We start from the raw sequence: 23,561 nt of genomic DNA, 5'->3' as shown, positions 1-23,561 counted from the left end.
GAGGAGGATTTCAAATGGCTAATGCATATAAGCAGGCTGGTGTTGATATTGAGGCTGGTTATGAAGCGGTAAATCGAATGAAAAAACATGTAAAACGCACATTTCGTCCAGAAGTAATGAATGGTCTGGGCGGTTTCGGGGGCATGTTTGATTTATCTTCCTTGAACCTTAAAGAACCTGTGCTCATTTCAGGTACGGATGGAGTGGGTACGAAACTATTGTTGGCAATCATGATGGATAAGCACGATACAATTGGAGTGGATTGTGTAGCTATGTGCGTCAATGATGTTGTCGTTCAAGGTGCTGCACCTTTATACTTTTTAGATTATATTGCCTGCGGTAAAGCAGATCCAGAACGAATTGAAATGATCGTCAAAGGAATTGCAGATGGCTGTGAGCAAGCGGGCTGCGCTTTAATCGGTGGAGAAACGGCTGAAATGCCAGGCATGTACGAAACGGAAGAATACGATGTGGCAGGTTTTACTGTTGGTGCAGTTGAAAAATCCCGTCTAATTACGGGTGAGGCAATCTCGGCGGGTGATGTCGTTATTGGACTTGCTTCGAGCGGCATCCACAGTAATGGATATTCACTTGTTCGTAAAATCCTTCTTGAAGACTCAGGTATGGGGCTTCATGACTTCGTACCGGAATTGGATTGCAAGTTGGGCGAGGAATTATTAAAACCGACAAAAATCTATGTGAAGTCCGTTTTATCGACATTGGAAAAATTTGATGTTAATGGTCTTGCACATATCACGGGTGGCGGGTTCATCGAAAATATACCGCGTATTCTACCTGAAGGATGCGGTGTTGAGATCGAGCTTGGAAGCTGGGAAATTCCATCTATATTCTCATTCCTTGAAGAAAAAGGGAACCTTGTAAAAGAGGAAATGTTCAATATTTTCAATATGGGTATTGGAATGACTGCTGTCGTGAAAAAAGAAGTGGCATCCGATGTACTATCCCATCTACGGTCTTGCGGTGAAGAAGCATCGGTTATTGGAACGATTGTGGATGGAAATGGAGTGTCGTTTAAATAATGAAGCGCCTTGCTGTCTTTGCATCAGGTAACGGTAGTAATTTCCAATCGATTGCTGACGCAATAAAAAGTGGAAAGTTGGAGGCGGAAATCTGTCTTGTCGTTTGCGATCGTGAAGACGCATATGTGCTTGAGAGAGCTAATCTTGAGAATATTGAGTCTTTCTCCTTTTCAGCTAAGAATTACTCTAACAAGACTGAGTATGAATCGGAAATCCTGGAGAAACTTCGCCAGCACGAGATAGAATTTATCATTCTGGCTGGTTATATGCGTTTGATTGGTCCGACATTATTACAAAAGTTTTCACAGAGGATTGTGAACATCCACCCTTCACTTTTGCCTAGTTTTCCAGGCAAGGATGCAATTGGCCAGGCTTTTGATGCAGGAGTGAAGGTAACGGGGGTAACGATTCATTTTGTTGATGATGGAATGGACACAGGACCGATCATTGCCCAAAAGGCAGTGCCAATTCTTGAGGGGGATACGAAAGACATCCTTCAAAAAAGGATTCAGGAAATGGAGCATGACATGTATCCGCCAGTTTTGCAGGAGCTATGCCACAAGAAACTTACTTAATGGAGGGACCAACATAACATGAAGAAACGTGCTTTAATCAGTGTATCGGATAAAACAGGGATCGTAGAATTTGCTCAAGGTTTAATTGAGGCAGGTTTTGAAATTATTTCTACAGGCGGTACCAAAAAAACGCTGCAGGATAATGGCGTTGATGTAATTGGAATCAGTGATGTCACCGGTTTCCCGGAAATATTGGATGGACGTGTTAAAACGCTTCACCCAAATGTCCATGGAGCAGTGTTGGCAAAACATGATGACAAGGATCACGCAGCACAGCTTGCAGAGCATAATATTGAACCCATTCAACTTGTCTGTGTAAACCTATATCCTTTCCAAGCCACTATTTCCAAACCGGAAGTCACTGTGGAAGATGCTATTGAAAACATCGATATCGGTGGACCGACTATGCTTCGTTCTTCTGCTAAAAACCACGCATATGTAACTGTTATCGTTGATTCCGAAGATTATCCTACCGTATTGGCTGAGCTGAAACAAAACGGCGGAGTATCTAAAACCACGAATCGCCGCCTGGCTGCAAAAGTCTTCCGCCATACAGCAGCATATGATGCTGTTATTTCGGAGTATATGACAGAGCTTGCCGATGAAGAAAACCCTGAATCATTGACTGTTACCTATGAATTGAAACAGTCGCTTCGTTATGGGGAAAATCCACATCAAAAAGCAGCATTCTATAAAAAACCGCTTGGTTCCGTCTTCTCAATTGCTGAAGCGAAGCAATTACATGGAAAAGAACTTTCATACAACAACATTAATGACGCTGATGCAGCACTTCAAATCGTTAAAGAATTCAATGAGCCGGCTGCTGTAGCTGTCAAACATATGAATCCTTGCGGCGTCGGTGTCGGGGCGACCATTTTAGAAGCATATGAAAAAGCTTATGAGGCAGATGCCACTTCCATTTTTGGCGGAATCATTGCTTTGAACCGTGAAGTTGATAAGGCGACTGCGGAAAGGCTTCATGAAATTTTCCTTGAAATCATCATTGCTCCTGGGTTTACGGATGAGGCAGTGGAAGTATTAACAAGCAAGAAAAACCTTCGTTTATTAACGATCGATTTCGACGCGGTTAAAAAACCTGAACGTAAATTGACTTCCATTGAAGGCGGATTACTTATTCAAGATCGGGATGCACATAGCTTAAAGGATGCAGAGGTAAAAGTGGCAACGAAACGTGAGCCTACTCCTGAAGAGTGGAAAGCCTTGGAACTTGGCTGGAAAATCGTGAAGCATGTTAAGTCGAATGCAATAGTGGTAAGTAACGGTCAAATGACATTAGGTGTTGGCGCGGGGCAGATGAACCGTGTGGGAGCTGCAAAAATTGCTCTGGAACAAGCTGGGGAAAGAGCGACAGGAAGTGCGTTGGCATCAGATGCCTTCTTCCCAATGGATGATACCGTAGAAGCGGCAGCGAAAGCGGGCGTCACGGCAATCATTCAGCCTGGTGGATCTGTAAAAGATCAGGATTCAATCAAGAAAGCTGATGAATATGGAATTGCGATGGTATTTACAGGAATTCGTCACTTTAAACATTAATCAAAATGAGGTGCGATAATGAATGTACTAGTAATTGGCCGGGGCGGCAGGGAGCATGCCATTGCCCGCAAACTATTTGAAAGTAAACGGGTGGGGACAGTTTTTGCAGCACCGGGAAATCCAGGAATGATCGATGTTGCGACTCTTGTTCCAATTGATGAAAACAATCATGAGGAATTGGTTGCCTTTGCCAAGAAGAATGCAGTTTCATTAACGGTGATTGGGCCCGAAACCCCATTGTTGAATGGACTTGCTGATGACTTTACGGAGGCAGGCTTACAGGTGTTTGGCCCTAATGGCCGTGCTGCAGTCATTGAGGGAAGTAAATCCTTTGCTAAAGATTTAATGAAGAACTACAGCATTCCGACAGCGGAATACGAAACTTTTTCTGATTATGATTCAGCAAAGGCATATATTGAAAAAATGGGTGCCCCCATCGTCATAAAAGCGGATGGATTGGCTGCAGGAAAAGGTGTCGTAGTTGCGATGACGATGGAAGAGGCGTTAGATGCCATCCATGACATGCTAGTCGGAGCAAAGTTCGGCGAAGCTTCTGCCAAAGTCGTTATTGAGGAATTTCTCGATGGCGAGGAATTTTCATTGATGGCATTCGTGAATGGGGAAAAAGTGTATCCGATGGTCATAGCTCAAGATCACAAGCGGGTTTTTGATGGAGATCAGGGCCCGAACACAGGTGGAATGGGTGCATATTCACCGGTACCGCAAATTTCCGATGAAATGATTCAGACCGCAGTCGAAACAATTCTTCAGCCTACAGTAAATGCGATGATTTCGGAAAATCGGCGTTTTACAGGGATATTATATGCCGGGTTGATCGCTACTGAAAAAGGTACGAAAGTAATTGAGTTCAATGCACGTTTTGGCGATCCGGAAACGCAAGTTGTTTTACCACGCCTGAAAACAGATTTCGTAGATACGCTTGAAGCGGTTCTTTCTGGAGAGGATTTACAACTTGAGTGGCATGAAGAAGCCGTTCTTGGAGTGGTCGTCGCAGCTGATGGATATCCAGGGGATTATAAAAAGGGTTCCATCATTAAAGGCTTGGAAAAGATTGATCCGGATGCCCATGTTTATCACGCTGGAACGGCTCTCAATAGTGAGGGGAATTTCATCTCGAATGGCGGACGTGTACTTCTGGTTGCTGCAAAAGGGAAAGATTTGGCCTCTGCCCAAGCTGAAGTATATAAAGAGTTAGGGCATATTGAGAAAGATGGATTATTCTGGCGAACGGATATTGGATACCGTGCAATAAAATACAATTTTTCATCATAATATAAAGAAGCTGACTCTAAGCGGAGTCAGCTTCTTCTTTAGAAAAAACTTAATATGAATCAGATTGTCTGGATTCATTTTCCTGTTTTGATTCGTTTTTCATAAAGCTTTGCCCGTTTTCCATTGCATCGACGACAGGACAATAGCGGAGAATGCCTTCGCCAATTTTCATGGCAGAAAGCATGACCACTATTATATAAGATTGGTTTTTCCAGGGTTTTTTTACCATTTTAGCCATTGCCCATGTTAGAAAGGTAAAACCACAGGTAATTCGCATTAAGGCATTTATTATACTGATATTTTGTTTAAAATTCATATTAAGTCCATCCCTTCACAAAAATTTAACAATATTCTGGATAACATTACTGTTCTAATGAGGCAAGTATGTTACTATGAAATAAAATTGGATTGAAAATGGTTTTTTTCATACATCTGTTTCTATAAAATTATGGGGGAATGTTTATGCTTGAACAGCGCTATAGATGGAAAAATAAACATCTAAGAGAACATATAGATGTGCTGGATGGCAATAGGGCACCACACATTCTGCTTAAAAATACGACATATTTAAATCAGGCTTTACGAAAATGGGTGAAAGCGAATATATGGATATATGATGATCGCATCGTATATGTTGGCGAAAAGCTTCCTGATAATATAGACCGCTGTGAAATGGTTGACTGCACAAACCAGTACTTAGTCCCGGGTTATATTGAGCCGCATTCACATCCTTCTCAATTATATAATCCCCTTTCTTTTTCACGTTATGCATCTCATTTTGGCACAACGACATTGATCAATGATAACTTGCCGTTTCTATTGCAGTTAGATAAAAAGAAAGCGTTTTCTCTTTTGAAAGAATTACGTAACATTCCTGTAACAATGTATTGGTGGAGCCGTTTTGACGGACAAACGGAGTTGATTGATGAAGATATGGTATTTTCGCATGGGGCCGTAAAATCCTGGCTGGAGCATGATGCCGTATTACAGGGTGGGGAACTAACTGGATGGCCGAAGCTTCTCGATGGGGATGACATGATGCTGCACTGGATTCAGGAAGCAAAGCGAATGAGGAAGAAAATTGAAGGACACTTTCCAGGTGCTTCAGAGAAGACTTTAGCAAAGATGACACTGTTCGGAGCCGATTGTGATCATGAGGCAATGACAGGTGATGAAGTCATGTCGCGCTTGTTACAGGGCTATTATGTCTCGCTAAGACATTCTTCGATCCGGCCGGATCTTCCAAAGATGATACAGGAAATCCATGAACTGGGCATCGATCATTATGACAAATTCTTTTATACGACAGATGGTTCGCCGCCGTCCTTTTATGAAGGTGGTTTCATAGACTGCTTGATCAAAATAGCGATAGAGCATGGCGTTCCGGTCATCGATGCTTACAATATGGCAACTATAAACATCGCACGCTATTATAATATTGAATACCTTCATGGCAATATTGCCACTGGAAGGGTAGCGAACATTAACTTCCTGACCGATGTAAAGGAACCCTCACCGGTGTCGGTAATGGCAAAAGGGAAATGGGTGAAAAGGGATGGTGAAATCATACCCGATTCACAGGAAATCGAATGGAGTGATTTCGATTTTAAACCACTTGATCTTGACTGGGATCTTAGTTTAAAGGAAGATTTTGAATTTTCCATGCCGTTTGGAATTGAATTGGTCAATAATGTAATTACTAAACCTTACTCCCTTTCCAATGATGTTGGGCATGAAGAGCTGAACTTTGAGGATGATGAATGCTTTTTCATGCTTATCGATCGGGAAGGTAAATGGCGCATCAATACGATATTAAAAGGGTTTGCGGATAAGTTGTGTGGCTTTGCCGGCTCTTATACCAATACCGGTGATATCATACTGATTGGTAAAAGGAAACAGGATATGCATTTGGCATTTAACCGGCTGAAGGAGATTGGCGGTGGAATCATTTTAACGGAACACGGAAAGGTGATCCATGAACTTCCTCTGAAATTAAAGGGGGTCATGTCCACCAAGGAGGTTCCTGAACTGATAGAAGAGGAAAATGAATTGAAAAATTTGCTGCGTGACAGAGGTTATCGCTTCGCCGATCCTGTGTATACCCTTTCATTCTTTTCGACAACCCATCTGCCATATATAAGGCTGACCCAGCGGGGAGTGTATGATGTTATGAATAAAACTATACTCTTTCCCACTATAATGCGTTAAAATATAAGAGAAGAAATGGCTAATAAATCAGAGGAGTGGAAAGATGAATTTTAAGAGAATTCTTTTCATCGTTATTTCTATTTTACTGCTGGCAGGCTGTTCGACGAAAGAGGATCCTGCATTGGATGACAGTAAACCGAAAGATCAGGCTGTCATCAAAAATACAGATGTGAAAAATGAACCTTCCAATGAGTTTCCACTTACAGGTATAGCCACCGAAGAAGTCAGTGAGCAAAGGGCCGCAGCAGTGATGATTAATAATCATCCAAAAGCACGCCCGCAATCGGGCCTCTCAGAAGCCGATATTGTCTATGAAATGCTCGCAGAAGGTGACATAACCAGATTTTTAGCTATCTTCCAAAGTGAAATGCCAAGCCAAATTGGTCCGATTCGGAGTGCAAGGGACTATTATATCGAATTGGCTAAAGGCATGGATTGCATCTATGTGTGTCATGGGTATAGCCCCGAGGCAAAGACCATGCTGGACAAAGGGTATATTGATAACTTGAACGGATTATATTATGATGGTACTTTGTTTCAACGTTCGGCAGATCGAAAAGCACCGCATAATTCCTACATCTCTTTTGAGGATATCCAAAAAGGCGCGAAGGATAAGGGCTTTGAGATGAATGGTGCACCGGAGCCTTATGCTTTCCTTACAAAGGAAGAGGCGGCTGGCCTTCAAGGGGAACCGGCAGTGAAAACCGAGATATCCTACGGATCAGACGAGTATGATGTAAAGTATGAATACGAAGCCACGGAAGAGAAATATAAACGTTATTCGAATGGTGAGCAAACAGTCGAACATAAATCGAATAAACCGATTTTACTGGATAATATATTGATCATTGAGGCCACTCATCAAGTGATTGACGAAAAAGGACGTCGTACAATCGACTTGAAAAGTGGTGGAAAAGGTTATTTACTTCAAAAAGGAAAAGCGAATGAAGTAGAATGGGTTAATAAGGATGGTCGGATTACACCAGTGAAAAACGATAAAGAAGTAGGGTTGATTCCAGGGAAAACTTGGGTCAATATTATTCCGAATGAACCTGGTTTAGTAGGAGACGTCACATTTTGATACCCATGAAATTGAGGGGGAGTAACATGCAAATTGATAAGTTAAGGGGAAAAGAAACGGATCAGCTGTTTAAGTCGATCCTTTCCTTGCGTGATTTGGACGAATGCTATCGATTTTTTGATGATTTATGCACAGTTAATGAAATTTCATCATTAGCACAGCGTCTTGAAGTAGCCCGGATGCTTGAAGAAGGTAAGACCTATCATAAAATCGAAACGGAAACGGGTGCAAGTACGGCTACGATTTCCAGGGTGAAACGCTGCTTGAATTACGGAAATGACGCTTATTCAATGGCTCTTAACCGGATTAAGGATAACGTTGAGGAAACAACTGAATCTTAATGCTTTAGATTTTTTATATGGTGAATTAGAAAAAGCCGAGGAATTCATTTCCCGGCTTTTTATTTTGAGTTTAGCGCTTTCTTTGTCGGCGGTCTTTCAGCCATATCCATGTTATATTGGATTTTAGATTCAGGGGGTTCCATTTGGTAAACATTTTATCAATACTTCTCATTTTTAATGAAAAATCTTAATGCTATAATGGTTAATGGGAAGTGTGAATGGAGGATTAATATGTACGATTTTCGCGAGTGGAAACATGTTTTCAAACTCGATCCAAATAAAGAAATAAGTGATGAAGCCCTTGAAAAAGTCTGTGAATCGGGTACTGATGCAATCATGGTCGGGGGAACGGATGGAATCACGCTTGAGAATGTGCTTCATTTAATGGCACGGGTCAGACGATATACCGTCCCATGTGTAATGGAGATTTCTTCAGTTGAAACGGTGACGCCAGGGTTTGATTTATATTTCATTCCGAGTGTCCTGAATAGCACCAACCCGGATTGGATGATGAAACTGCATCAGCAAGCAGTCAAAGAATACGGATACCTTTTGAATTGGGATGAAATTTTCGTTGAAGGGTACTGTATCCTGAATCCTGAGTGCAAGGCGGCCCAATTGACGAAAGCCAATACCGATTTGGATATGGATGATGTGGGAGCATACGCGATGATGGCGGAAAAGATGTTCAACCTGCCGATTTTTTATCTGGAATACAGCGGTGATTATGGCGATGTTCAGATGGTGGAAGCGGCCAAAGAGAGTCTGGAGAATACAGTATTATTCTATGGCGGTGGGATTAAATCGGTTGAACAGGCCAAAGAGATGTCTAAGATTGCGGATGTTATCGTTGTCGGAAATGTAATTTATGAAGATTTGAAAGTGGCACTAGCAACAGTTACGGCAGTTAAATGAAAACTTGGAATAAATATAGTATACTAAAACAGAAACGAATGTTCGTATAGGTGGTGTGATAATGCAATATTTAGCGGAAAAATTACTAATAGGTTTGAATGAACAGCAACAAAAAGCAGTTAAATCAACTGATGGTCCACTTTTAATCATGGCTGGGGCAGGAAGTGGAAAGACGCGTGTGCTGACTCACCGAATAGCTTACTTGATGGTCGAGAAGGAAATAGCACCTTGGAATATCCTTGCAATCACGTTCACCAACAAAGCTGCACGTGAAATGAAGGAGAGGATCCGTGCCATACTTGGCGGTGCGTCCGAAGATATCTGGATTTCGACTTTCCACTCGATGTGTGTCCGCATTTTACGAAGGGATATCGATCGTATCGGTTTTAATAGGAACTTCTCGATATTGGATACGACTGATCAGCAATCGGTCATTAAACAAATTATGAAAGATCGCAATATGGATACGAAGAAATATGATTACCGTGCCATTTTGGGTAGCATCAGTTCAGCTAAAAATGAATTGGTCGGGCCGGAAGAGTACCTGAAGACGGCGTCTGATTACTTCACTAAAGTAACTGCCGATGTTTATACGGAATACCAAAAGCGGTTACGGAAAAATTCAGCGCTCGATTTCGATGATTTGATCATGATGACGATTCAATTGTTCCAACTGGTACCGGAAGTGCTTGAATACTACCAGCGCAAATTTCAATACATTCATGTCGATGAGTACCAAGATACGAACAGGGCTCAATATATGCTTGTTAAACTACTGGCTTCACGCTTCCGTAATCTTTGTGTTGTCGGGGATTCCGATCAATCGATCTATCGCTGGCGCGGTGCGGATATTGCGAATATCCTTTCATTTGAAAAAGATTACCCGAATGCCAACATGATTTTCCTTGAACAGAATTACCGCTCGACGAAAAAGATTCTAGAAGCGGCGAATAAGGTCATCGATAACAATCAAAACCGAAAGCCGAAAAATCTTTGGACCGAGAATGCAGATGGTAATAAGATATTCTATTACCGTGCAGACAATGAACAAGGGGAAGCGCAATTTGTAGCCGGAAAGATAAATGAGTTAGCCCAGGCCGGCAGCAGGAAATATTCCGATATAGCAATTCTGTATAGAACAAATGCACAATCACGTGTCATGGAGGAAGTTCTGCTTAAATCCAATATAAACTACGCAATAGTCGGGGGCACTAAGTTCTATGACCGTAAAGAGATTAAGGATTTACTTGCCTATCTGCGCCTTATTGCGAATCCTGATGATGACATCAGCCTTCGCCGTGTAATCAATGTACCAAAACGCGGAATTGGCGCAACTTCAATGGACAAAGTGGCAGATTATGCAGATCAATATGATGTTTCCATTTATAAAGCACTTGAATCCGTGGAAATGGTAGGGATAAGCGGTAAGGCTACCAAAGCGGCAAGGGAATTCCATACGCTGATCACTAACTATACAAATCAGCAGGAGTACCTATCCGTGACGGAACTGGTGGAGGAAGTCATTAAGAAAACCGGTTACCGTGAGATGCTGCAGGCAGAAAAAACGATTGAATCACAAAGCAGGCTTGAAAATATAGATGAGTTTTTATCTGTAACGAAGGCATTCGAAAGTAACAGCGAGGACAAGTCATTGGTTGGTTTTTTAACTGACCTGGCGTTGGTTGCCGATATAGACCAACTTGATGAGAATTCCGAAGAAGCTACAAATACGGTAACGTTGATGACGCTGCATTCCGCGAAGGGACTGGAATATCCGGTGGTCTTTTTATTGGGCCTTGAAGAAGGGGTTTTCCCTCACAGCCGCTCGCTCATGGATGAAGAGGAGATGGAAGAAGAACGCCGTCTGGCTTATGTGGGAATTACAAGGGCTGAAAATGAGCTATTCATAAGCAATGCCCAAATGCGGACATTGTATGGACGGACGAGTATGAACCCAGTTTCACGGTTCATCAGTGAAATACCAGAGGAGCTTCTTGAAGATCTAAAACCGAAACCGGCTCCTAGAGCTAGGCAAACACCTTTCAGTTCTTCGAGAACTGGATCTCCTTCAACAGCTTCCACAAGAAAAGTTCCTGCCTTTGGAAGAGCTGTTTCTGCACCATCCGCAACGGGCGGTGAAGAGATTGGCTGGGCTGTCGGTGACCGTGCATCCCATAAAAAATGGGGGATAGGAACCGTGGTGAGCGTAAAAGGGGAAGGCGAAGGGAAGGAATTGGATATTGCTTTTCCAAGTCCAATCGGCATCAAGCGCCTACTGGCGAAATTTGCACCGGTTGAAAAAGCTTAAGCTATTAATATGCTTCTACTGGTAAAGAATAGGGATATCTGACTTTAGACACCGCTCTTCTATAAGAAGTGCGGTGGAGTCTTCTTTAGAAAGGATTGAACGTATGGACTTACAAGCTGCAGAGAAGAAAGTTCTAGAACTGCAAACTTTATTGAACCAATACAGCTATGAATATTATGTGATGGACCAGCCATCAGTACCTGATGCTGAATATGATCGGCTACTCCGTGAACTTATTGAGTATGAGGAAAAATTCCCGGAGCTGCAAACGGCTGACTCTCCGACACAACGGGTCGGTGGGGCCATTTTGGATATGTTTGAAAAAGTGGAGCATACCACGCCGATGCTTAGTTTAGGCAATGCTTTCAATGAAAGTGACTTACGGGATTTCGACAGAAAGGTCAGACAATCTGTTGGTGACGATTTCTCCTATGTATGTGAATTGAAAATTGATGGACTAGCCGTCACACTTCAATATGAGAATGGATATTTCGTACGAGGGGCAACCCGTGGAGATGGAACGATCGGTGAAGATATTACAGCTAACCTGAAAACGATCAAGTCGATTCCATTGAAGGTGCGGGAGCCGGTTGCGATAGAAGTACGCGGTGAGGCATTCATGCCAAAAAAATCATTTGAATCTTTGAATGAGGCTAAGGAAGAACGTGGGGAGGAACCATTTGCAAACCCACGGAATGCAGCTGCTGGCTCGTTAAGGCAGCTTGACCCGAAACTTGCTGCTAAACGGAACTTGGATATTTTCCTTTATGCGATTGCCGATGTAGGAGAAACCGGGGTCCGCTCCCACAGTGAGGGTCTGGATTTGTTGGATAGACTTGGCTTTAAGACGAACCGGGAAAGAAAAACATGCTCGAATATAGAGGAAGTACTAGCCTATATAGTAGAATGGACGGAACAACGTCCGAACTTAGCCTATGATATTGATGGGATTGTAGTAAAGGTGGATTCCCTTGAACAGCAGGATGAATTAGGTTTTACCGCAAAAAGTCCGCGTTGGGCAATTGCTTATAAATTCCCGGCTGAAGAAGTCATTACAACCCTACGGGATATCGAGCTGAATGTTGGCCGTACGGGTGTATTGACCCCAACTGCCGTTTTGGATCCCGTTCGTGTAGCTGGTACGACTGTGCAGCGAGCTTCACTTCATAACGAAGACTTAATCCGTGAAAAAGACATAAGGATCGGAGATCAAGTGGTCGTGAAAAAAGCGGGCGATATCATTCCAGAGGTGGTCAATGTACTGGCAGAGCGCCGTACAGGGGAAGAAGTCGAGTTTCAGATGCCGACTGAGTGCCCGGAATGCAGCAGCGAACTCGTTCGGCTGGACGGGGAGGTTGCCTTACGGTGCATCAACCCGAAGTGTCCTGCACAAATACGGGAAGGCTTGATTCATTTTGTATCCCGGACAGCAATGAACATAGACAGTCTCGGTGAAAAAGTGATTAGCTTGTTGTTTAAAGAAGAACTCATACAAGATGTGGCTGATATTTATAAGCTTACATACGATCAACTGATTGCATTGGAAAGGATGGGGGATAAATCAGTCAATAAACTCCTTCAAGCAATCGAAGCTTCGAAAACCAATTCATTGGAAAAATTACTATTCGGGCTAGGCATTCGCCATGTCGGTTCGAAAGCCGCCAAAACACTTGCGCGGGAGTTCGGGACAATGGAAGCCTTAAGCGAGGCGAGCCGTGAAGAACTAACGTCCATTAATGAAATAGGGGAAAAGATGGCGGATTCCATCGTAGCTTATTTTGAATTGGAAGAAGTTCATGCGTTACTGAATGAGTTGGAGGCAGCCGGTGTGAATCTTACTTTTAAAGGGCCAAGGGCTGTTTCCATTGAAGAAATCGATTCCGTTTTTGCCGGTAAAACAGTCGTTTTAACGGGTAAATTGCATCAGCTAACACGTAATGAAGCAAAAGAAAAATTAGAGGCGCTGGGAGCTAACGTTGCTGGAAGTGTCAGCAAGAAAACCGATTTGGTCGTAGCTGGCGAAGATGCCGGTTCCAAACTGGAAAAAGCGGAAAGCCTGGGCGTCATGGTATGGGATGAAGAGAGACTGATTGAGGAACTAAAAAAATAAGAGGTGTAGCTATGAGGAAACACTCTATTTTGGGGATGATTCTTATACTGCTTCTTGCTGGTTGTGCGCCTAGTTTTGAGGATAAGCAAGAGGTAGTTCAAGACTCCAAAGACAAAAAAGAGACGGCAATTATTCCGAAGTACAAAATTTCGGAAGAATATTATCAAACGATCCTACCGTTTGAACCATCAAAAGCACGCGGTTTGGTCGTATCTAATCTAAATACCCGATATGATATTGAAGAATTCGAAAATGGATTGATGCGGTTGGCCCAAACCCAATTCGACCCGGAAGAATACCTATTTCAAGAGGGGCAAACGCTTGATAGTTCCAAAATATCTTCCTGGCTGAACAGAAAATATACCAATAGTCAGTTGAAAGAAAAGAAGATGAAAGCTTCAGACAATGTTGGCTTGAATCCGGTTGATCCAGGTAAAGGTGACATTGATAAGCGGAATGAAGAAAATCCAATCTATCTTGCTCATATTTTAGAACATAATTACTTAGTCAAAACAAAAGATAATTCAGTGAGCCTAGGCGGGGTTGTAATAGGTCTTGCGTTGAATTCAGTGCATTACTATCAAAAAGAGGCATACGGTGCCACCTATGAAAAGAAAATCGATAGTAAAAAGTTAAAGCAAGAAGGGGAGAAAATTGCTGCAGAAGTCTTAAAGAGGCTGCGTAAAATGGACAAACTGAAAAATGTTCCGATTACGATTGCCTTATTCGAGCAAAATGAAAAATCCTCAGTAGTTCCTGGGAATTTCATTTCCTATACGAATATTGATAAAAACTCTGACAATATTGGAAAGTGGACGAACTTGGACGAAGAGTATTTCCTATTTCCTTCTGCTGGTGCTGAAAAAAAATACCGTGATGACGTCAATACTTTCACGAACTTTAAAGAAGATGTCGAAGAATTTTTCCCTAACTTTAACGGAGTCATTGGCAGGGCGTTCTATATGGATGATCAATTACAAAGTCTGAACATCGATATCCCCATTCAATTTTATGGGAACTCGGAAGCGATTGGCTTTACCCAATATGTTGCTGGGCTTGTAATGGAGCGTTTCCCTAACTATATTGCCGTACAAGTATCCATTACCTCTGTAAATGGACCTGAAGCTCTCATTGTCCGAGAAGCAAATCAGGACGAACCTACCGTGCATATATATGAATGAAAAAAGATGGAGCTTAACGGCTTCATCTTTTTTTGGGACAATCTCTGAAATCCACTTTTCATAAGTTATTCTTACGGAGATAAGGTGAATTTCAAAATAACCTTTAAGCAGGAACAGACACATATAGTAGAAAGTAAACCCTTCCAAAAGAGGAAGTGAATGCTTAAAAAGGGGAACATATGTCGAATATTAAAGGCTTTCTTGTCATTTCCCCGGAAATTCTGACAACTTTCCCATATTTCCCGGAAAATATCTCTTTTTCCTTGAGAAATAATTGAATTTCGACATGGTATCTCTAGTTGCTTTACTGTGTAATAGTTTGATATGATTTAAACGATGATTTTATGGAGAATAGCGACGAAATTCAGTCGATTTGGATATTTTTTCGGAGGTGAAGAGAATGTCACGTATTTCTATGGAACAAGTTAAACACGTTGCTCATTTGGCTCGTTTGGCAATTACGGAAGATGAAGCACAACAGTTTCAACATCAGCTTGACCAAATGATTTCATTTGCGGAGCAGTTGAATGAGCTTGATACGGATCAAGTAAACCCGACTTCTCACGTTTTGGATATGAAAAATGTTATGCGCGAAGATGTCGCAAAACCAGGATTGCCAGTAGAAGAAGTAGTTAAAAATGCACCGGATAGCAAAGAAGGATATATCCGTGTACCATCTATAATTGAATAAGGGGGGACAATGATGTCGTTGTTCGAACAAAAGGTTTCTGAGCTTCATGAACGCTTACATAAGAAAGAGATCAGTGTCACTGATCTTGTAAACGAATCGTATGAGCGCATTGGACAGGTAGAGGACAAGGTGAAGGCATTTTTGACACTTGATGAAGAAAACGCCCGCAATCAAGCAAAACGATTGGATGATCAATTGGTAAAAGGCGAGAACGAAGGCGCTTTATTTGGTATGCCAATCGGAGTGAAGGATAATATTGTCACTAAAAACTTACGAACGACTTGTGCAAGCAAAATCTTGGAGAACTTTGATCCGATTTATGATGCAACCGTCGTTCAAAAGCTGCAGCAGGCAGAAACGGTGACGATCGGGAAATTGAATATGGATGAATTCGCGATGGGTTCATCAAATGAGAACTCTGCATTTCAGGCGACACGCAACCCGTGGAATACGGATTATGTACCAGGCGGTTCATCAGGTGGTTCGGCTGCATCTGTCGCTTCAGGAGAAGTCCTCTTCTCTTTAGGTTCCGATACGGGTGGATCGATCCGCCAACCAGCGGCATATTGTGGTGTTGTCGGCTTAAAACCTACATATGGACGGGTTTCCCGTTTCGGACTTGTAGCGTTTGCTTCTTCATTGGACCAAATCGGTCCGATTACAAGAACGGTCGAAGATAATGCCTATTTGCTTGAAGCGATCTCAGGAGTAGATCCAATGGATTCGACTTCTGCAAACGTTGATGTGCCGAATTTTGTGAATTCGTTAACAGGCGATGTTAGAGGATTGAAAATAGCTGTGCCTAAAGAATATCTTGGTGAAGGTGTTGGCGAAGAGGCACGTAATTCCGTTCTTGAAGCGTTAAAAGTATTAGAAGGACTTGGAGCTGAATGGGAAGAGGTATCCTTGCCGCATTCAAAATATGCCTTAGCTGCCTATTATCTGCTATCTTCATCGGAAGCTTCGGCTAACCTTTCGCGTTTTGACGGTGTGCGTTACGGACATCGTACAGATAATGCAGAAACTCTTATAGAAATGTATAAGCAAACTCGTGCAGAAGGATTCGGTGACGAAGTGAAACGCCGTATCATGCTTGGAACTTTCTCCTTAAGTTCAGGTTATTATGATGCTTATTATAAAAAGGCTCAAAAAGTCCGTACTTTAATCAAAAAAGACTTTGAAGATGTCTTTGAAAAATATGATGTCATCGTCGGGCCGACTACACCTACGCCTGCATTTAAAATTGGTGAAAAAGTCGCCGATCCATTAACGATGTACGCGAATGATATCTTAACGATTCCAGTCAATCTTGCTGGTGTACCAGGTATATCCGTGCCATGTGGATTCGCAGCGAATGGGCTTCCGCTTGGACTGCAAATGATTGGAAAGCATTTTGATGAAAGCACTATTTACCGCGCAGCTCACGCTTTTGAGCAAGCAACAGATTTTCATAAACAATTTCCTAAGCTGTAAGGGGTGAAATAAATGGACTTTGAAACGGTGATTGGTCTAGAAGTACACGTAGAATTAAAAACGGATTCTAAAATTTTCTCTGCGAGCCCAAATCATTTTGGTGCCGCTCCAAATAGTAACACGACTGTAATTGACCTAGGCTACCCAGGCGTATTGCCTGTCGTCAATAAAAAGGCTGTTGATTTTGCAATGAAGGCTGCAATTGCCCTAAATTGCGAAGTGGCTGAAATTACGAAATTCGACCGGAAAAACTATTTTTACCCGGACAATCCTAAAGCATACCAAATTTCACAGTTCGATCAACCGATCGGTGAGCATGGCTGGATTGAAATCGAAGTCGGTGGCAAGAAAAAGAAGATTGGCATTACCCGCATTCATATGGAAGAGGATGCTGGAAAGCTGACACATAAAGGGAACTATTCTCTTTGTGATTATAACCGCCAAGGTACGCCACTTGTTGAAATCGTATCCGAACCGGATATCACTTCCCCGGAAGAAGCATATGCTTATTTGGAAAAGTTGAAATCCATCATTCAGTACACAGGCGTTTCCGATTGTAAAATGGAAGAAGGCTCACTTCGCTGTGATGCTAACATTTCCTTGAAACCTGTCGGCCAAAAAGAATTCGGTACGAAGACCGAATTGAAAAACTTGAACTCATTCAACTTCGTTCGCAAAGGGTTGGAGCATGAAGAAATCCGACAAGCGGAAATCTTGAATGAAGGCGGCGTAATCGAACAGGAAACTCGCCGGTTCGATGAAGCTACAGGCAGAACGTTACTAATGCGAATTAAAGAAGGTTCCGATGATTACCGTTACTTCCCAGAGCCGGACTTATTGACAATCCATATCGATGAAGAATGGAAAGCACGCATCGCTGCCGAGATTCCAGAACTTCCGGATGCCCGGAAAAAACGCTATGTCGAAGAATTTGGCTTACCGGAATATGATGCAGCCGTTTTAACGGTAACGAAGGAAAGTGCTGATTTCTTTGAAGCGACAGTGGCTTCAGGTGCGGATGCGAAACTAGCATCTAACTGGATCATGGGTGAGGTTTCTGCTTTCTTGAATGCAGAAGGAAAAGAGCTGCATGAAGTCAAATTGACTGCCGAATCGTTGGCTGGAATGATCAAGCTGATCGAAGATGGTACGATTTCTTCTAAAATAGCTAAAAAAGTTTTCAAAGAATTGATTGAAAACGGTGGAGACGCTGAAACGATCGTCAAGGAGAAGGGACTAGTCCAAATTTCCGATGAAGGCGCGTTGCGTACAGCAGTTGAAGAAGCATTGAATAATAATCCGCAATCAATTGAAGATTTTAAAGCCGGTAAACAAAAAGCAATCGGCTTCCTTGTCGGACAGATTATGAAAGCGACAAAAGGACAAGCCAATCCACAGCTTGTTAATAAAATTTTGGTGGAAGAAATCAATAAACGTTAATATTAACCGTATCACTTTTAAAGTGGTACGGTTTTCTCTTTATTAAGGAAAGAGTTTATTGACAAAAATAATAAGCGGGAAAATAATTTTTGATTTTTTTTGAGTTATCTGTAGGGGTAACTCCTTTTTGTGTCGTCTATTACATGAATGTTTAACAGGAAAGGAGGAAGAGAAGTGACCGATGAGTTAGTTGAGAAGGTAAGGGCTGGGAATGATCATGCATTCCGAATAATAATTGAAACTTATAAACAGTCGATTTATAGAACCGTCTATTCCGTCTTGCGGAATCAAAAGGATGCAGAAGATGTTACCCAGGAAGTCTTTATCAAAATCTATACTTCTCTTCCTCAATATAAGAACCAAGGTTTCAAGACTTGGATTACCCGAATTGCTGTCAATCATGCAATCGATTTAAAGAGAAAGAGGGAACGCCAAAAGGAAGAATTGCAGGACGAACATTCATCGGAAGCTAATTTGGGCTTAACTGATGATGTCGAGGCAGTATTTTTTCGGAATGAAAGGCGAAAGCAAGTATTAAGGAAGCTGAATGACCTTCCAGAGGGATACCGGGACGTTGTATATGGCTATTACATAAAGGAAAAGACATTCAAGCAAATTGCAGAGGAACAGCAGATTCAAGTGAAATCTGTGGAGGTAAAGCTATATCGGGCAAGAAATTGGATGAGAAAACATTGGAAAGAGGAGGATTTTTCATGAATCATGTTCCAGAAGCAGAATGGGTTGCATATTTGGCAGATGAAATACCAGAGGCTCTAAAAATTGAATATGAAAATCATCTATACTCCTGTGACAAGTGTTTATCCGCCTATATGGAAGCGATGGAAAAAGAAGAATCCAGACTGGACATTGAAGGATTTGATATTGCAGGTCCTATCATGGACTCGATTAGCCGATTGAAAGGCGGGTCTGTTGAAGAGGCTAAGCAACTCCGACAAGAGAAATCCCTTCGGACCATCACGAGACATTATCTGATCGCGGCCGGGTTTACGATCCTATTAATGGCAGGCGGAGTATTTCAATCATTGACAGAATACGTGGATTCTGTGGAATCCAGCAGTGTAAAGGAAACTCAGTCCTTAACCGAAGGGCTTATTGATAAAACATTTAATTGGATGGACACAATCGAAAAGAAAAATAAGGAGGGGTTTAGAAATGAATAAAAGTCCGGTATTAGCTTTTTTATTATCGTTTCTGCCAGGGTTTGGACATTTTTACCTAGGAAGGAAATATAAAGGTTTATTTTATTTTCTTGCCGCAGCTGGACTGGGACTTGGAGGTCTTTTTCTTTCATTGATCAGTCAAGCGGATGAGTTTCTGGCTTTTTCCATTATTGGAATGGTGTTTTATTTCATCAGTATATTTGATTTGGTGGTCACCTCACTGAGGAATCCTAAAAGTGAAGAGAATTTAGAGGGGATGGTAGATCAGCCGGAAGCGGAAAGATTCTATGTAATCATCCTTTCATTCGTTCCAGGATTAGGGCATTTTCAGTTGGGCCTCATGAATCGGGGACTTATTTTTTTGATCGGCTTTTTAGGCCTTGGCATTATGGTGGTATTCATCAGTGTGATGACACATATGGAAGGTCTGTTAATATTCATGGCACTATTGCCTGTTATCTGGATTTACAGTTTTTTTGATTCCGTTCAACAGCTGAATAAAAAGCAAAGAGGGGAGGAGCTTATCGATCGGACCGTTTTGGAAGATTTCGAGGAGAGGCGGGAATCCGGAAAAAAGAGTAAATCGGTCGCGACTTTATTCGCCATTTTTCCTGGAGCAGGTCACTTATATTTGGGGCTGCAAAAACGTGGGATTCAATTGATGGCTGGCTTTTTATTCGCCATTTACATTTTGGATTTACTTCGTTTAGGTTTCTTCTTTTTCCTAATTCCGATCATCTGGTTTTATAGTTTTTTTGATGGATTGCAAAAAGCCTCTAAAATGGAAGAGGGTCCTGTTGAAGATACGCCCATCATTTCTGGAATCGTCAATCACCAAAAATGGGTAGGATTTGGGTTGGTGGGGCTTGGAATCTATTTCTTGGCTAGTAATATAATCATCCCTGCAATTGCACCTCATTTAGATGAATGGATTGGAAGTAACTTGGAATATTGGTTTAGAGATTATTTTCAAAAAGGACTGGTGTGCATCCTTCTTATAGGCGGGGGAATCAAATTGCTGTCGGGAAGTAAAAAAGGGAGAGTCAAGGAGGAGACAAAATGAGAACATGGAGAGTCGGAACGATTTCAATGGGTATCTCCCTGGTTGGTTTGGGTTTGGTTTTACTGGTTTCTCAAATTACGGATATGAATTTGACGACGATTATGCTATCTTGGTGGCCGTTGCTGTTCATTATCTTGGGTGTGGAGATTCTCTTCTATATTTATTTTTCCAGAAAAGAAAGTTCTTTTGTAAAGTATGATATTCTTAGCATTCTTTTCGTAGGATTGCTAGGAACGACAGGGATCGTTTTAATTCTGCTAACATCAAGCGGATTGATGGATCAAGTTAGGGCTGCCGTGAATAGTGAAGAAAAAACGGTCAATTTGCCTGGTTTCAATGAAAAGGCCGGGAAAGACATACAGAGAGTTGTTCTGGATTCTGGCTCATACCCATTGACGATTGAAAGTGGCAAGGATGGGGAAGTATCCATTTTTGGAACATATGGTGAGCGGGTAATGGAAGATGCTGATTCTGTGTTGAAGAAGGCGGAAGATTATCTAATGGTTGAGAGAAATGGTGATACACTTTACATAAGCTTCAAGGATTTGCCGATTCAAAATGGAATTTTGGACAGTGGTAGGATGAATCTTAAGGCCACTCTTATAATCCCTGCTGAGTTGGCATTGGAAATAGATGGACAAAGTACCGATCTTGTCTTGAAGCCTAGAAAGCTATTGAATGATTGGAGTGTGAAGGATAGTGGGAATCTTAGTGTATTCCTTCAGGATAATAGCGATATCAAGATAGATGCCAGAGGGGTCGAGGAACTGGAAGGCCCTGAGAATAGCTGGAAGATGACTGAAGTGAAAGAAGAAACAAGTGATGATGGCATTGTAAAAAAGAATGGGATATTCAATACCGGTAAAGGGAATCATACTTTAACCGTTACCGATACATTTAACGTGAATGTACAATATCCATGATTGAAATCATTTACTAGAATAAAATTGTAAAAAGCATTATAATTTCCCTGATAAGTTTTCTTGTAAAGTGCATAAAAGATATGGACCGAAATACGGTCCTCTTTTTTTCGAATATTGCTTTTCATGCAACGAAGGATTAAGATGTAAATTATGGAATCAATATGTATAAGGATGATGGGAAATGAAAAGAGCAAGGTTGATTTACAACCCGACTTCGGGCCGGGAAGCCATTAAGAAGAGCCTGCCAGGTGTGCTAGCAAAACTTGAAGAAGCTGGTTATGAAGCTTCTGCACATGCGACGACCGGTGCTGGGGATGCAACGAAAGCGGCTAAGATAGCGATTGAACGCGGCTATGATATAGTTATTGCAGCAGGGGGCGACGGTACGATTTATGAGGTTGTTAATGGACTGGCCACTGCAGAGAAACGTCCGAAACTAGGAATCATTCCGACGGGAACGACCAATGATTTCGCGCGGGCGCTGCATTTACCGAAGTCAATTGAAGGGGCAGCCGAAATTATTGCCGGTGGGCATACGATGCCGGTCGATATTGGGAAAATGAACGATAAGTATTTCATCAATATTGCTGGCGGGGGCAGATTGACCGAATTGACCTATGACGTGCCGATCAAACTGAAAACCATGCTTGGTCAGCTAGCGTACTATATTAAAGGAATTGAAATGCTTCCTTCAATTAAGCCGACGGAAGTTTCAATTGAATATGATGGGAAGCTTTTTGAAGGGGAGATCATGCTTTTCTTGGTGGCTAACACGAATTCGGTCGGCGGCTTCGAGAAACTGGCTCCTGACGCCTCTCTGAATGATGGTATGTTCACGTTGCTTATTTTGAAAAAGGCCAACCTCGCTGATATTGTCCGTGTCGCAACATTGGCAATGCGCGGTGAACATATCCATGATAAAAACGTCATTTATGTAAAAGCCAATCGGATTAAAGTACAGGCCAAAAATGACATGATGCTTAATTTGGATGGGGAATTTGGCGGGATGGCCCCAGCTGAATTCGTAAATCAGTACCGCCATTTTGATGTATTCATCCCACAAGGAATACTGCCGGACGATCCGGCAAATAAATAGGGTGAAAAGGCCACTGAATCTGGTGGCCTTTTCATTTTAATAGATCAAGGAGTATGTATAAACATGTATATCAGGAAAGCGACACCGGAAGATGCGGACAAGGCAGCCGTTTTGACCCGGTTAGCGATTAAGGAAATTGCAGAGGTTTTGACAGGTGAAACGGAAGAAGAAAGAATCCTTACCGTTCTGGCCGAGTTGTTCAGAAAAAGTGGAAATCGGATCAGTTTTGAAAATACGTTCGTAAGTGAACATGATGGACAAGTATCTGGATTGATCATTGCTTACCATGGTAAGGATGCAGAAAGCTTGGATGAACCGATAGTGAAACAATTAAGGATGAAAATGAAAGACCCAAGCGTTACGCTCGATAAAGAAGCGGAAATGAAAGACTTTTATTTGGATACATTATGCGTTGACCCGGATTTTCAAGGAAAAGGAATTGGTAGTGCACTGATTCAATATGTTGAGGGATACGCTAGACATAAGGGATATCCAAGGGTTTCTTTAGTCGTTGAAAATGAAAATGAAGGGGCAAATCGTCTCTATAGCAGATTAGGTTATAAAGAAATGAAAACCATTACGATTGGCGGCCATGAATTTGGCTATATGGTAAAGGAAATAGAAGAACCTCCTGTTTAACAGGGGGTCCTTTTTATTGATTTGAAATTTGGCACTGTATGCGATTACATTTGCTGCCCATTCATGGCGGCCCAATCAGAGTAATCACCGGTACCATTACAGCCGGGACAGTCGTGTATATCGGAAAAATGATATTCCGTAGGTACGAAGGAGCTATATCCTCGTCCGTAACAATCGGGACAGAGGCCTTTTTCCTCCATACTTGCTCGATGTTTTTCTAACCTTGTTGCGTTCCAGGCTGATATAGAGTTAAATAAACCCATTTCCTCACCTCTTCTATTTTTCCTTATTTTTCTTTTTTTATTGAACTTTTATACATGGAACTATGAAAAATCAATAATTCCTTCCACTATATTTTATGAAAACTAATGTAAATTGGTGAGTGGTTTTGTGGCGAGGCCTCGATTGTGGTAAAATACAGGCTAGCATAAAAAAGAAAAGAGAAGATG

At 41.9% G+C, this 23,561-nt stretch carries 21 protein-coding genes; 20 read left to right on the top strand and 1 reads right to left on the bottom strand.

What is annotated here, in order from left to right; translation table 11 throughout:
* The first annotated feature begins 14 nt into the window (after positions 1-14).
* The 4 genes from purM to purD are packed head-to-tail and all read left to right on the top strand — an operon-like array spanning position 15 to position 4,462.
* Entirely contained in the window at positions 15-1,040 is a 1,026-nt protein-coding gene (purM, locus tag QUF86_RS03500; RefSeq protein ID WP_289318237.1) for a phosphoribosylformylglycinamidine cyclo-ligase, read from the top strand.
* Positions 1,040-1,615 carry a phosphoribosylglycinamide formyltransferase gene (gene purN / locus QUF86_RS03495; RefSeq protein ID WP_289323480.1) on the top strand — a complete coding sequence of 192 codons (576 nt, stop codon included), beginning with the start codon at positions 1,040-1,042 and terminating at the stop codon, positions 1,613-1,615. Before purM ends, purN begins: the two co-directional genes overlap by 1 nt.
* A gap of 18 nt (positions 1,616-1,633) precedes the next feature.
* On the top strand, positions 1,634-3,169 hold the full coding sequence (purH, locus tag QUF86_RS03490; RefSeq protein ID WP_289333633.1) for a bifunctional phosphoribosylaminoimidazolecarboxamide formyltransferase/IMP cyclohydrolase: 1,536 nt from the start codon (positions 1,634-1,636) through the stop codon (positions 3,167-3,169).
* Between the two features lie 18 nt (positions 3,170-3,187).
* Positions 3,188-4,462: a phosphoribosylamine--glycine ligase gene (gene purD / locus QUF86_RS03485; RefSeq protein ID WP_289318234.1), complete on the top strand. Its 1,275-nt coding sequence runs from the start codon at positions 3,188-3,190 to the stop codon at positions 4,460-4,462.
* A 49-nt stretch (positions 4,463-4,511) separates the two neighbouring features.
* On the opposite strand, the gene QUF86_RS03480 is transcribed toward purD, so the two are convergent.
* Entirely contained in the window at positions 4,512-4,778 is a 267-nt protein-coding gene (locus QUF86_RS03480; protein WP_289333632.1) for a YgaP-like transmembrane domain, read from the bottom strand.
* 146 nt (positions 4,779-4,924) lie between these two features.
* Here QUF86_RS03480 and QUF86_RS03475 point away from each other — a divergent pair, with 146 nt between their 5' ends.
* From QUF86_RS03475 to QUF86_RS03400, 16 genes are all read left to right on the top strand, one after another.
* Entirely contained in the window at positions 4,925-6,670 is a 1,746-nt protein-coding gene (locus QUF86_RS03475; RefSeq protein ID WP_289333631.1) for an adenine deaminase C-terminal domain-containing protein, read from the top strand.
* A gap of 43 nt (positions 6,671-6,713) precedes the next feature.
* Positions 6,714-7,751, top strand: coding sequence for a DUF3048 domain-containing protein (locus tag QUF86_RS03470; RefSeq protein WP_289333630.1), 1,038 nt, complete (start codon positions 6,714-6,716; stop codon positions 7,749-7,751).
* A gap of 26 nt (positions 7,752-7,777) precedes the next feature.
* Positions 7,778-8,092, top strand: coding sequence for a YerC/YecD family TrpR-related protein (locus QUF86_RS03465; protein WP_034306094.1), 315 nt, complete (start codon positions 7,778-7,780; stop codon positions 8,090-8,092).
* A 231-nt stretch (positions 8,093-8,323) separates the two neighbouring features.
* A complete protein-coding gene (pcrB, locus tag QUF86_RS03460) occupies positions 8,324-9,007 on the top strand; it encodes a heptaprenylglyceryl phosphate synthase (RefSeq protein ID WP_289318230.1) in 684 nt (227 codons plus the stop codon).
* Between the two features lie 61 nt (positions 9,008-9,068).
* Positions 9,069-11,315 carry a DNA helicase PcrA gene (pcrA, locus tag QUF86_RS03455; protein ID WP_289318229.1) on the top strand — a complete coding sequence of 749 codons (2,247 nt, stop codon included), beginning with the start codon at positions 9,069-9,071 and terminating at the stop codon, positions 11,313-11,315.
* 103 nt (positions 11,316-11,418) lie between these two features.
* Positions 11,419-13,425 carry an NAD-dependent DNA ligase LigA gene (ligA, locus tag QUF86_RS03450; RefSeq protein WP_289333629.1) on the top strand — a complete coding sequence of 669 codons (2,007 nt, stop codon included), beginning with the start codon at positions 11,419-11,421 and terminating at the stop codon, positions 13,423-13,425.
* A gap of 11 nt (positions 13,426-13,436) precedes the next feature.
* Positions 13,437-14,606, top strand: a complete 1,170-nt coding sequence (locus QUF86_RS03445) for a CamS family sex pheromone protein (protein ID WP_289318227.1) — start codon at positions 13,437-13,439, stop codon at positions 14,604-14,606.
* A 400-nt stretch (positions 14,607-15,006) separates the two neighbouring features.
* Positions 15,007-15,297: an Asp-tRNA(Asn)/Glu-tRNA(Gln) amidotransferase subunit GatC gene (gene gatC / locus QUF86_RS03440; protein WP_289318226.1), complete on the top strand. Its 291-nt coding sequence runs from the start codon at positions 15,007-15,009 to the stop codon at positions 15,295-15,297.
* 12 nt (positions 15,298-15,309) lie between these two features.
* A complete protein-coding gene (gene gatA, locus QUF86_RS03435; RefSeq protein ID WP_289318225.1) occupies positions 15,310-16,770 on the top strand; it encodes an Asp-tRNA(Asn)/Glu-tRNA(Gln) amidotransferase subunit GatA in 1,461 nt (486 codons plus the stop codon).
* Positions 16,771-16,782: 12 nt separating this feature from the next.
* Positions 16,783-18,210 carry an Asp-tRNA(Asn)/Glu-tRNA(Gln) amidotransferase subunit GatB gene (gene gatB, locus QUF86_RS03430; protein ID WP_289333628.1) on the top strand — a complete coding sequence of 476 codons (1,428 nt, stop codon included), beginning with the start codon at positions 16,783-16,785 and terminating at the stop codon, positions 18,208-18,210.
* A 174-nt stretch (positions 18,211-18,384) separates the two neighbouring features.
* Entirely contained in the window at positions 18,385-18,927 is a 543-nt protein-coding gene (locus tag QUF86_RS03425; protein WP_289333627.1) for an RNA polymerase sigma factor, read from the top strand.
* Positions 18,924-19,391: a hypothetical protein gene (locus QUF86_RS03420; RefSeq protein ID WP_289333626.1), complete on the top strand. Its 468-nt coding sequence runs from the start codon at positions 18,924-18,926 to the stop codon at positions 19,389-19,391. The genes QUF86_RS03425 and QUF86_RS03420 overlap by 4 nt, the downstream gene beginning before the upstream one ends.
* Entirely contained in the window at positions 19,384-20,454 is a 1,071-nt protein-coding gene (locus tag QUF86_RS03415; RefSeq protein ID WP_289318221.1) for a hypothetical protein, read from the top strand. The genes QUF86_RS03420 and QUF86_RS03415 overlap by 8 nt, the downstream gene beginning before the upstream one ends.
* The gene (locus tag QUF86_RS03410) at positions 20,451-21,377 is read left to right on the top strand and encodes a LiaF transmembrane domain-containing protein (protein WP_289318220.1); all 927 of its coding nucleotides are present in this window, start codon (positions 20,451-20,453) and stop codon (positions 21,375-21,377) included. Before QUF86_RS03415 ends, QUF86_RS03410 begins: the two co-directional genes overlap by 4 nt.
* 181 nt (positions 21,378-21,558) lie before the next feature.
* Entirely contained in the window at positions 21,559-22,473 is a 915-nt protein-coding gene (locus tag QUF86_RS03405; RefSeq protein WP_289318219.1) for a diacylglycerol kinase, read from the top strand.
* 63 nt (positions 22,474-22,536) lie between these two features.
* Positions 22,537-23,112, top strand: a complete 576-nt coding sequence (locus QUF86_RS03400; RefSeq protein WP_289318218.1) for a GNAT family N-acetyltransferase — start codon at positions 22,537-22,539, stop codon at positions 23,110-23,112.
* The last annotated feature ends 449 nt before the right edge of the window (positions 23,113-23,561 follow it).

Source organism: Peribacillus sp. NJ11, from assembly GCF_030348405.1.
Taxonomy (GTDB): domain Bacteria; phylum Bacillota; class Bacilli; order Bacillales; family DSM-1321; genus Peribacillus.
Note: the sequence above shows the minus strand (reverse complement) of the source record. Positions and strands in the feature narration are given on the sequence as shown.

Bases quoted from the DNA above. Each gene is read 5' to 3' on its own strand.
- purM (WP_289318237.1), top strand. From the start codon at position 15: ATGGCTAATGCATATAAGCAGGCTGGTGTTGATATTGAGGCTGGTTAT.
- purN (WP_289323480.1), top strand. From the start codon at position 1,040: ATGAAGCGCCTTGCTGTCTTTGCATCAGGTAACGGTAGTAATTTCCAA.
- purH (WP_289333633.1), top strand. From the start codon at position 1,634: ATGAAGAAACGTGCTTTAATCAGTGTATCGGATAAAACAGGGATCGTA.
- purD (WP_289318234.1), top strand. From the start codon at position 3,188: ATGAATGTACTAGTAATTGGCCGGGGCGGCAGGGAGCATGCCATTGCC.
- QUF86_RS03480 (WP_289333632.1), bottom strand. From the start codon at position 4,778: ATGAATTTTAAACAAAATATCAGTATAATAAATGCCTTAATGCGAATT.
- QUF86_RS03475 (WP_289333631.1), top strand. From the start codon at position 4,925: ATGCTTGAACAGCGCTATAGATGGAAAAATAAACATCTAAGAGAACAT.
- QUF86_RS03470 (WP_289333630.1), top strand. From the start codon at position 6,714: ATGAATTTTAAGAGAATTCTTTTCATCGTTATTTCTATTTTACTGCTG.
- QUF86_RS03465 (WP_034306094.1), top strand. From the start codon at position 7,778: ATGCAAATTGATAAGTTAAGGGGAAAAGAAACGGATCAGCTGTTTAAG.
- pcrB (WP_289318230.1), top strand. From the start codon at position 8,324: ATGTACGATTTTCGCGAGTGGAAACATGTTTTCAAACTCGATCCAAAT.
- pcrA (WP_289318229.1), top strand. From the start codon at position 9,069: ATGCAATATTTAGCGGAAAAATTACTAATAGGTTTGAATGAACAGCAA.
- ligA (WP_289333629.1), top strand. From the start codon at position 11,419: ATGGACTTACAAGCTGCAGAGAAGAAAGTTCTAGAACTGCAAACTTTA.
- QUF86_RS03445 (WP_289318227.1), top strand. From the start codon at position 13,437: ATGAGGAAACACTCTATTTTGGGGATGATTCTTATACTGCTTCTTGCT.
- gatC (WP_289318226.1), top strand. From the start codon at position 15,007: ATGTCACGTATTTCTATGGAACAAGTTAAACACGTTGCTCATTTGGCT.
- gatA (WP_289318225.1), top strand. From the start codon at position 15,310: ATGTCGTTGTTCGAACAAAAGGTTTCTGAGCTTCATGAACGCTTACAT.
- gatB (WP_289333628.1), top strand. From the start codon at position 16,783: ATGGACTTTGAAACGGTGATTGGTCTAGAAGTACACGTAGAATTAAAA.
- QUF86_RS03420 (WP_289333626.1), top strand. From the start codon at position 18,924: ATGAATCATGTTCCAGAAGCAGAATGGGTTGCATATTTGGCAGATGAA.
- QUF86_RS03415 (WP_289318221.1), top strand. From the start codon at position 19,384: ATGAATAAAAGTCCGGTATTAGCTTTTTTATTATCGTTTCTGCCAGGG.
- QUF86_RS03410 (WP_289318220.1), top strand. From the start codon at position 20,451: ATGAGAACATGGAGAGTCGGAACGATTTCAATGGGTATCTCCCTGGTT.
- QUF86_RS03405 (WP_289318219.1), top strand. From the start codon at position 21,559: ATGAAAAGAGCAAGGTTGATTTACAACCCGACTTCGGGCCGGGAAGCC.
- QUF86_RS03400 (WP_289318218.1), top strand. From the start codon at position 22,537: ATGTATATCAGGAAAGCGACACCGGAAGATGCGGACAAGGCAGCCGTT.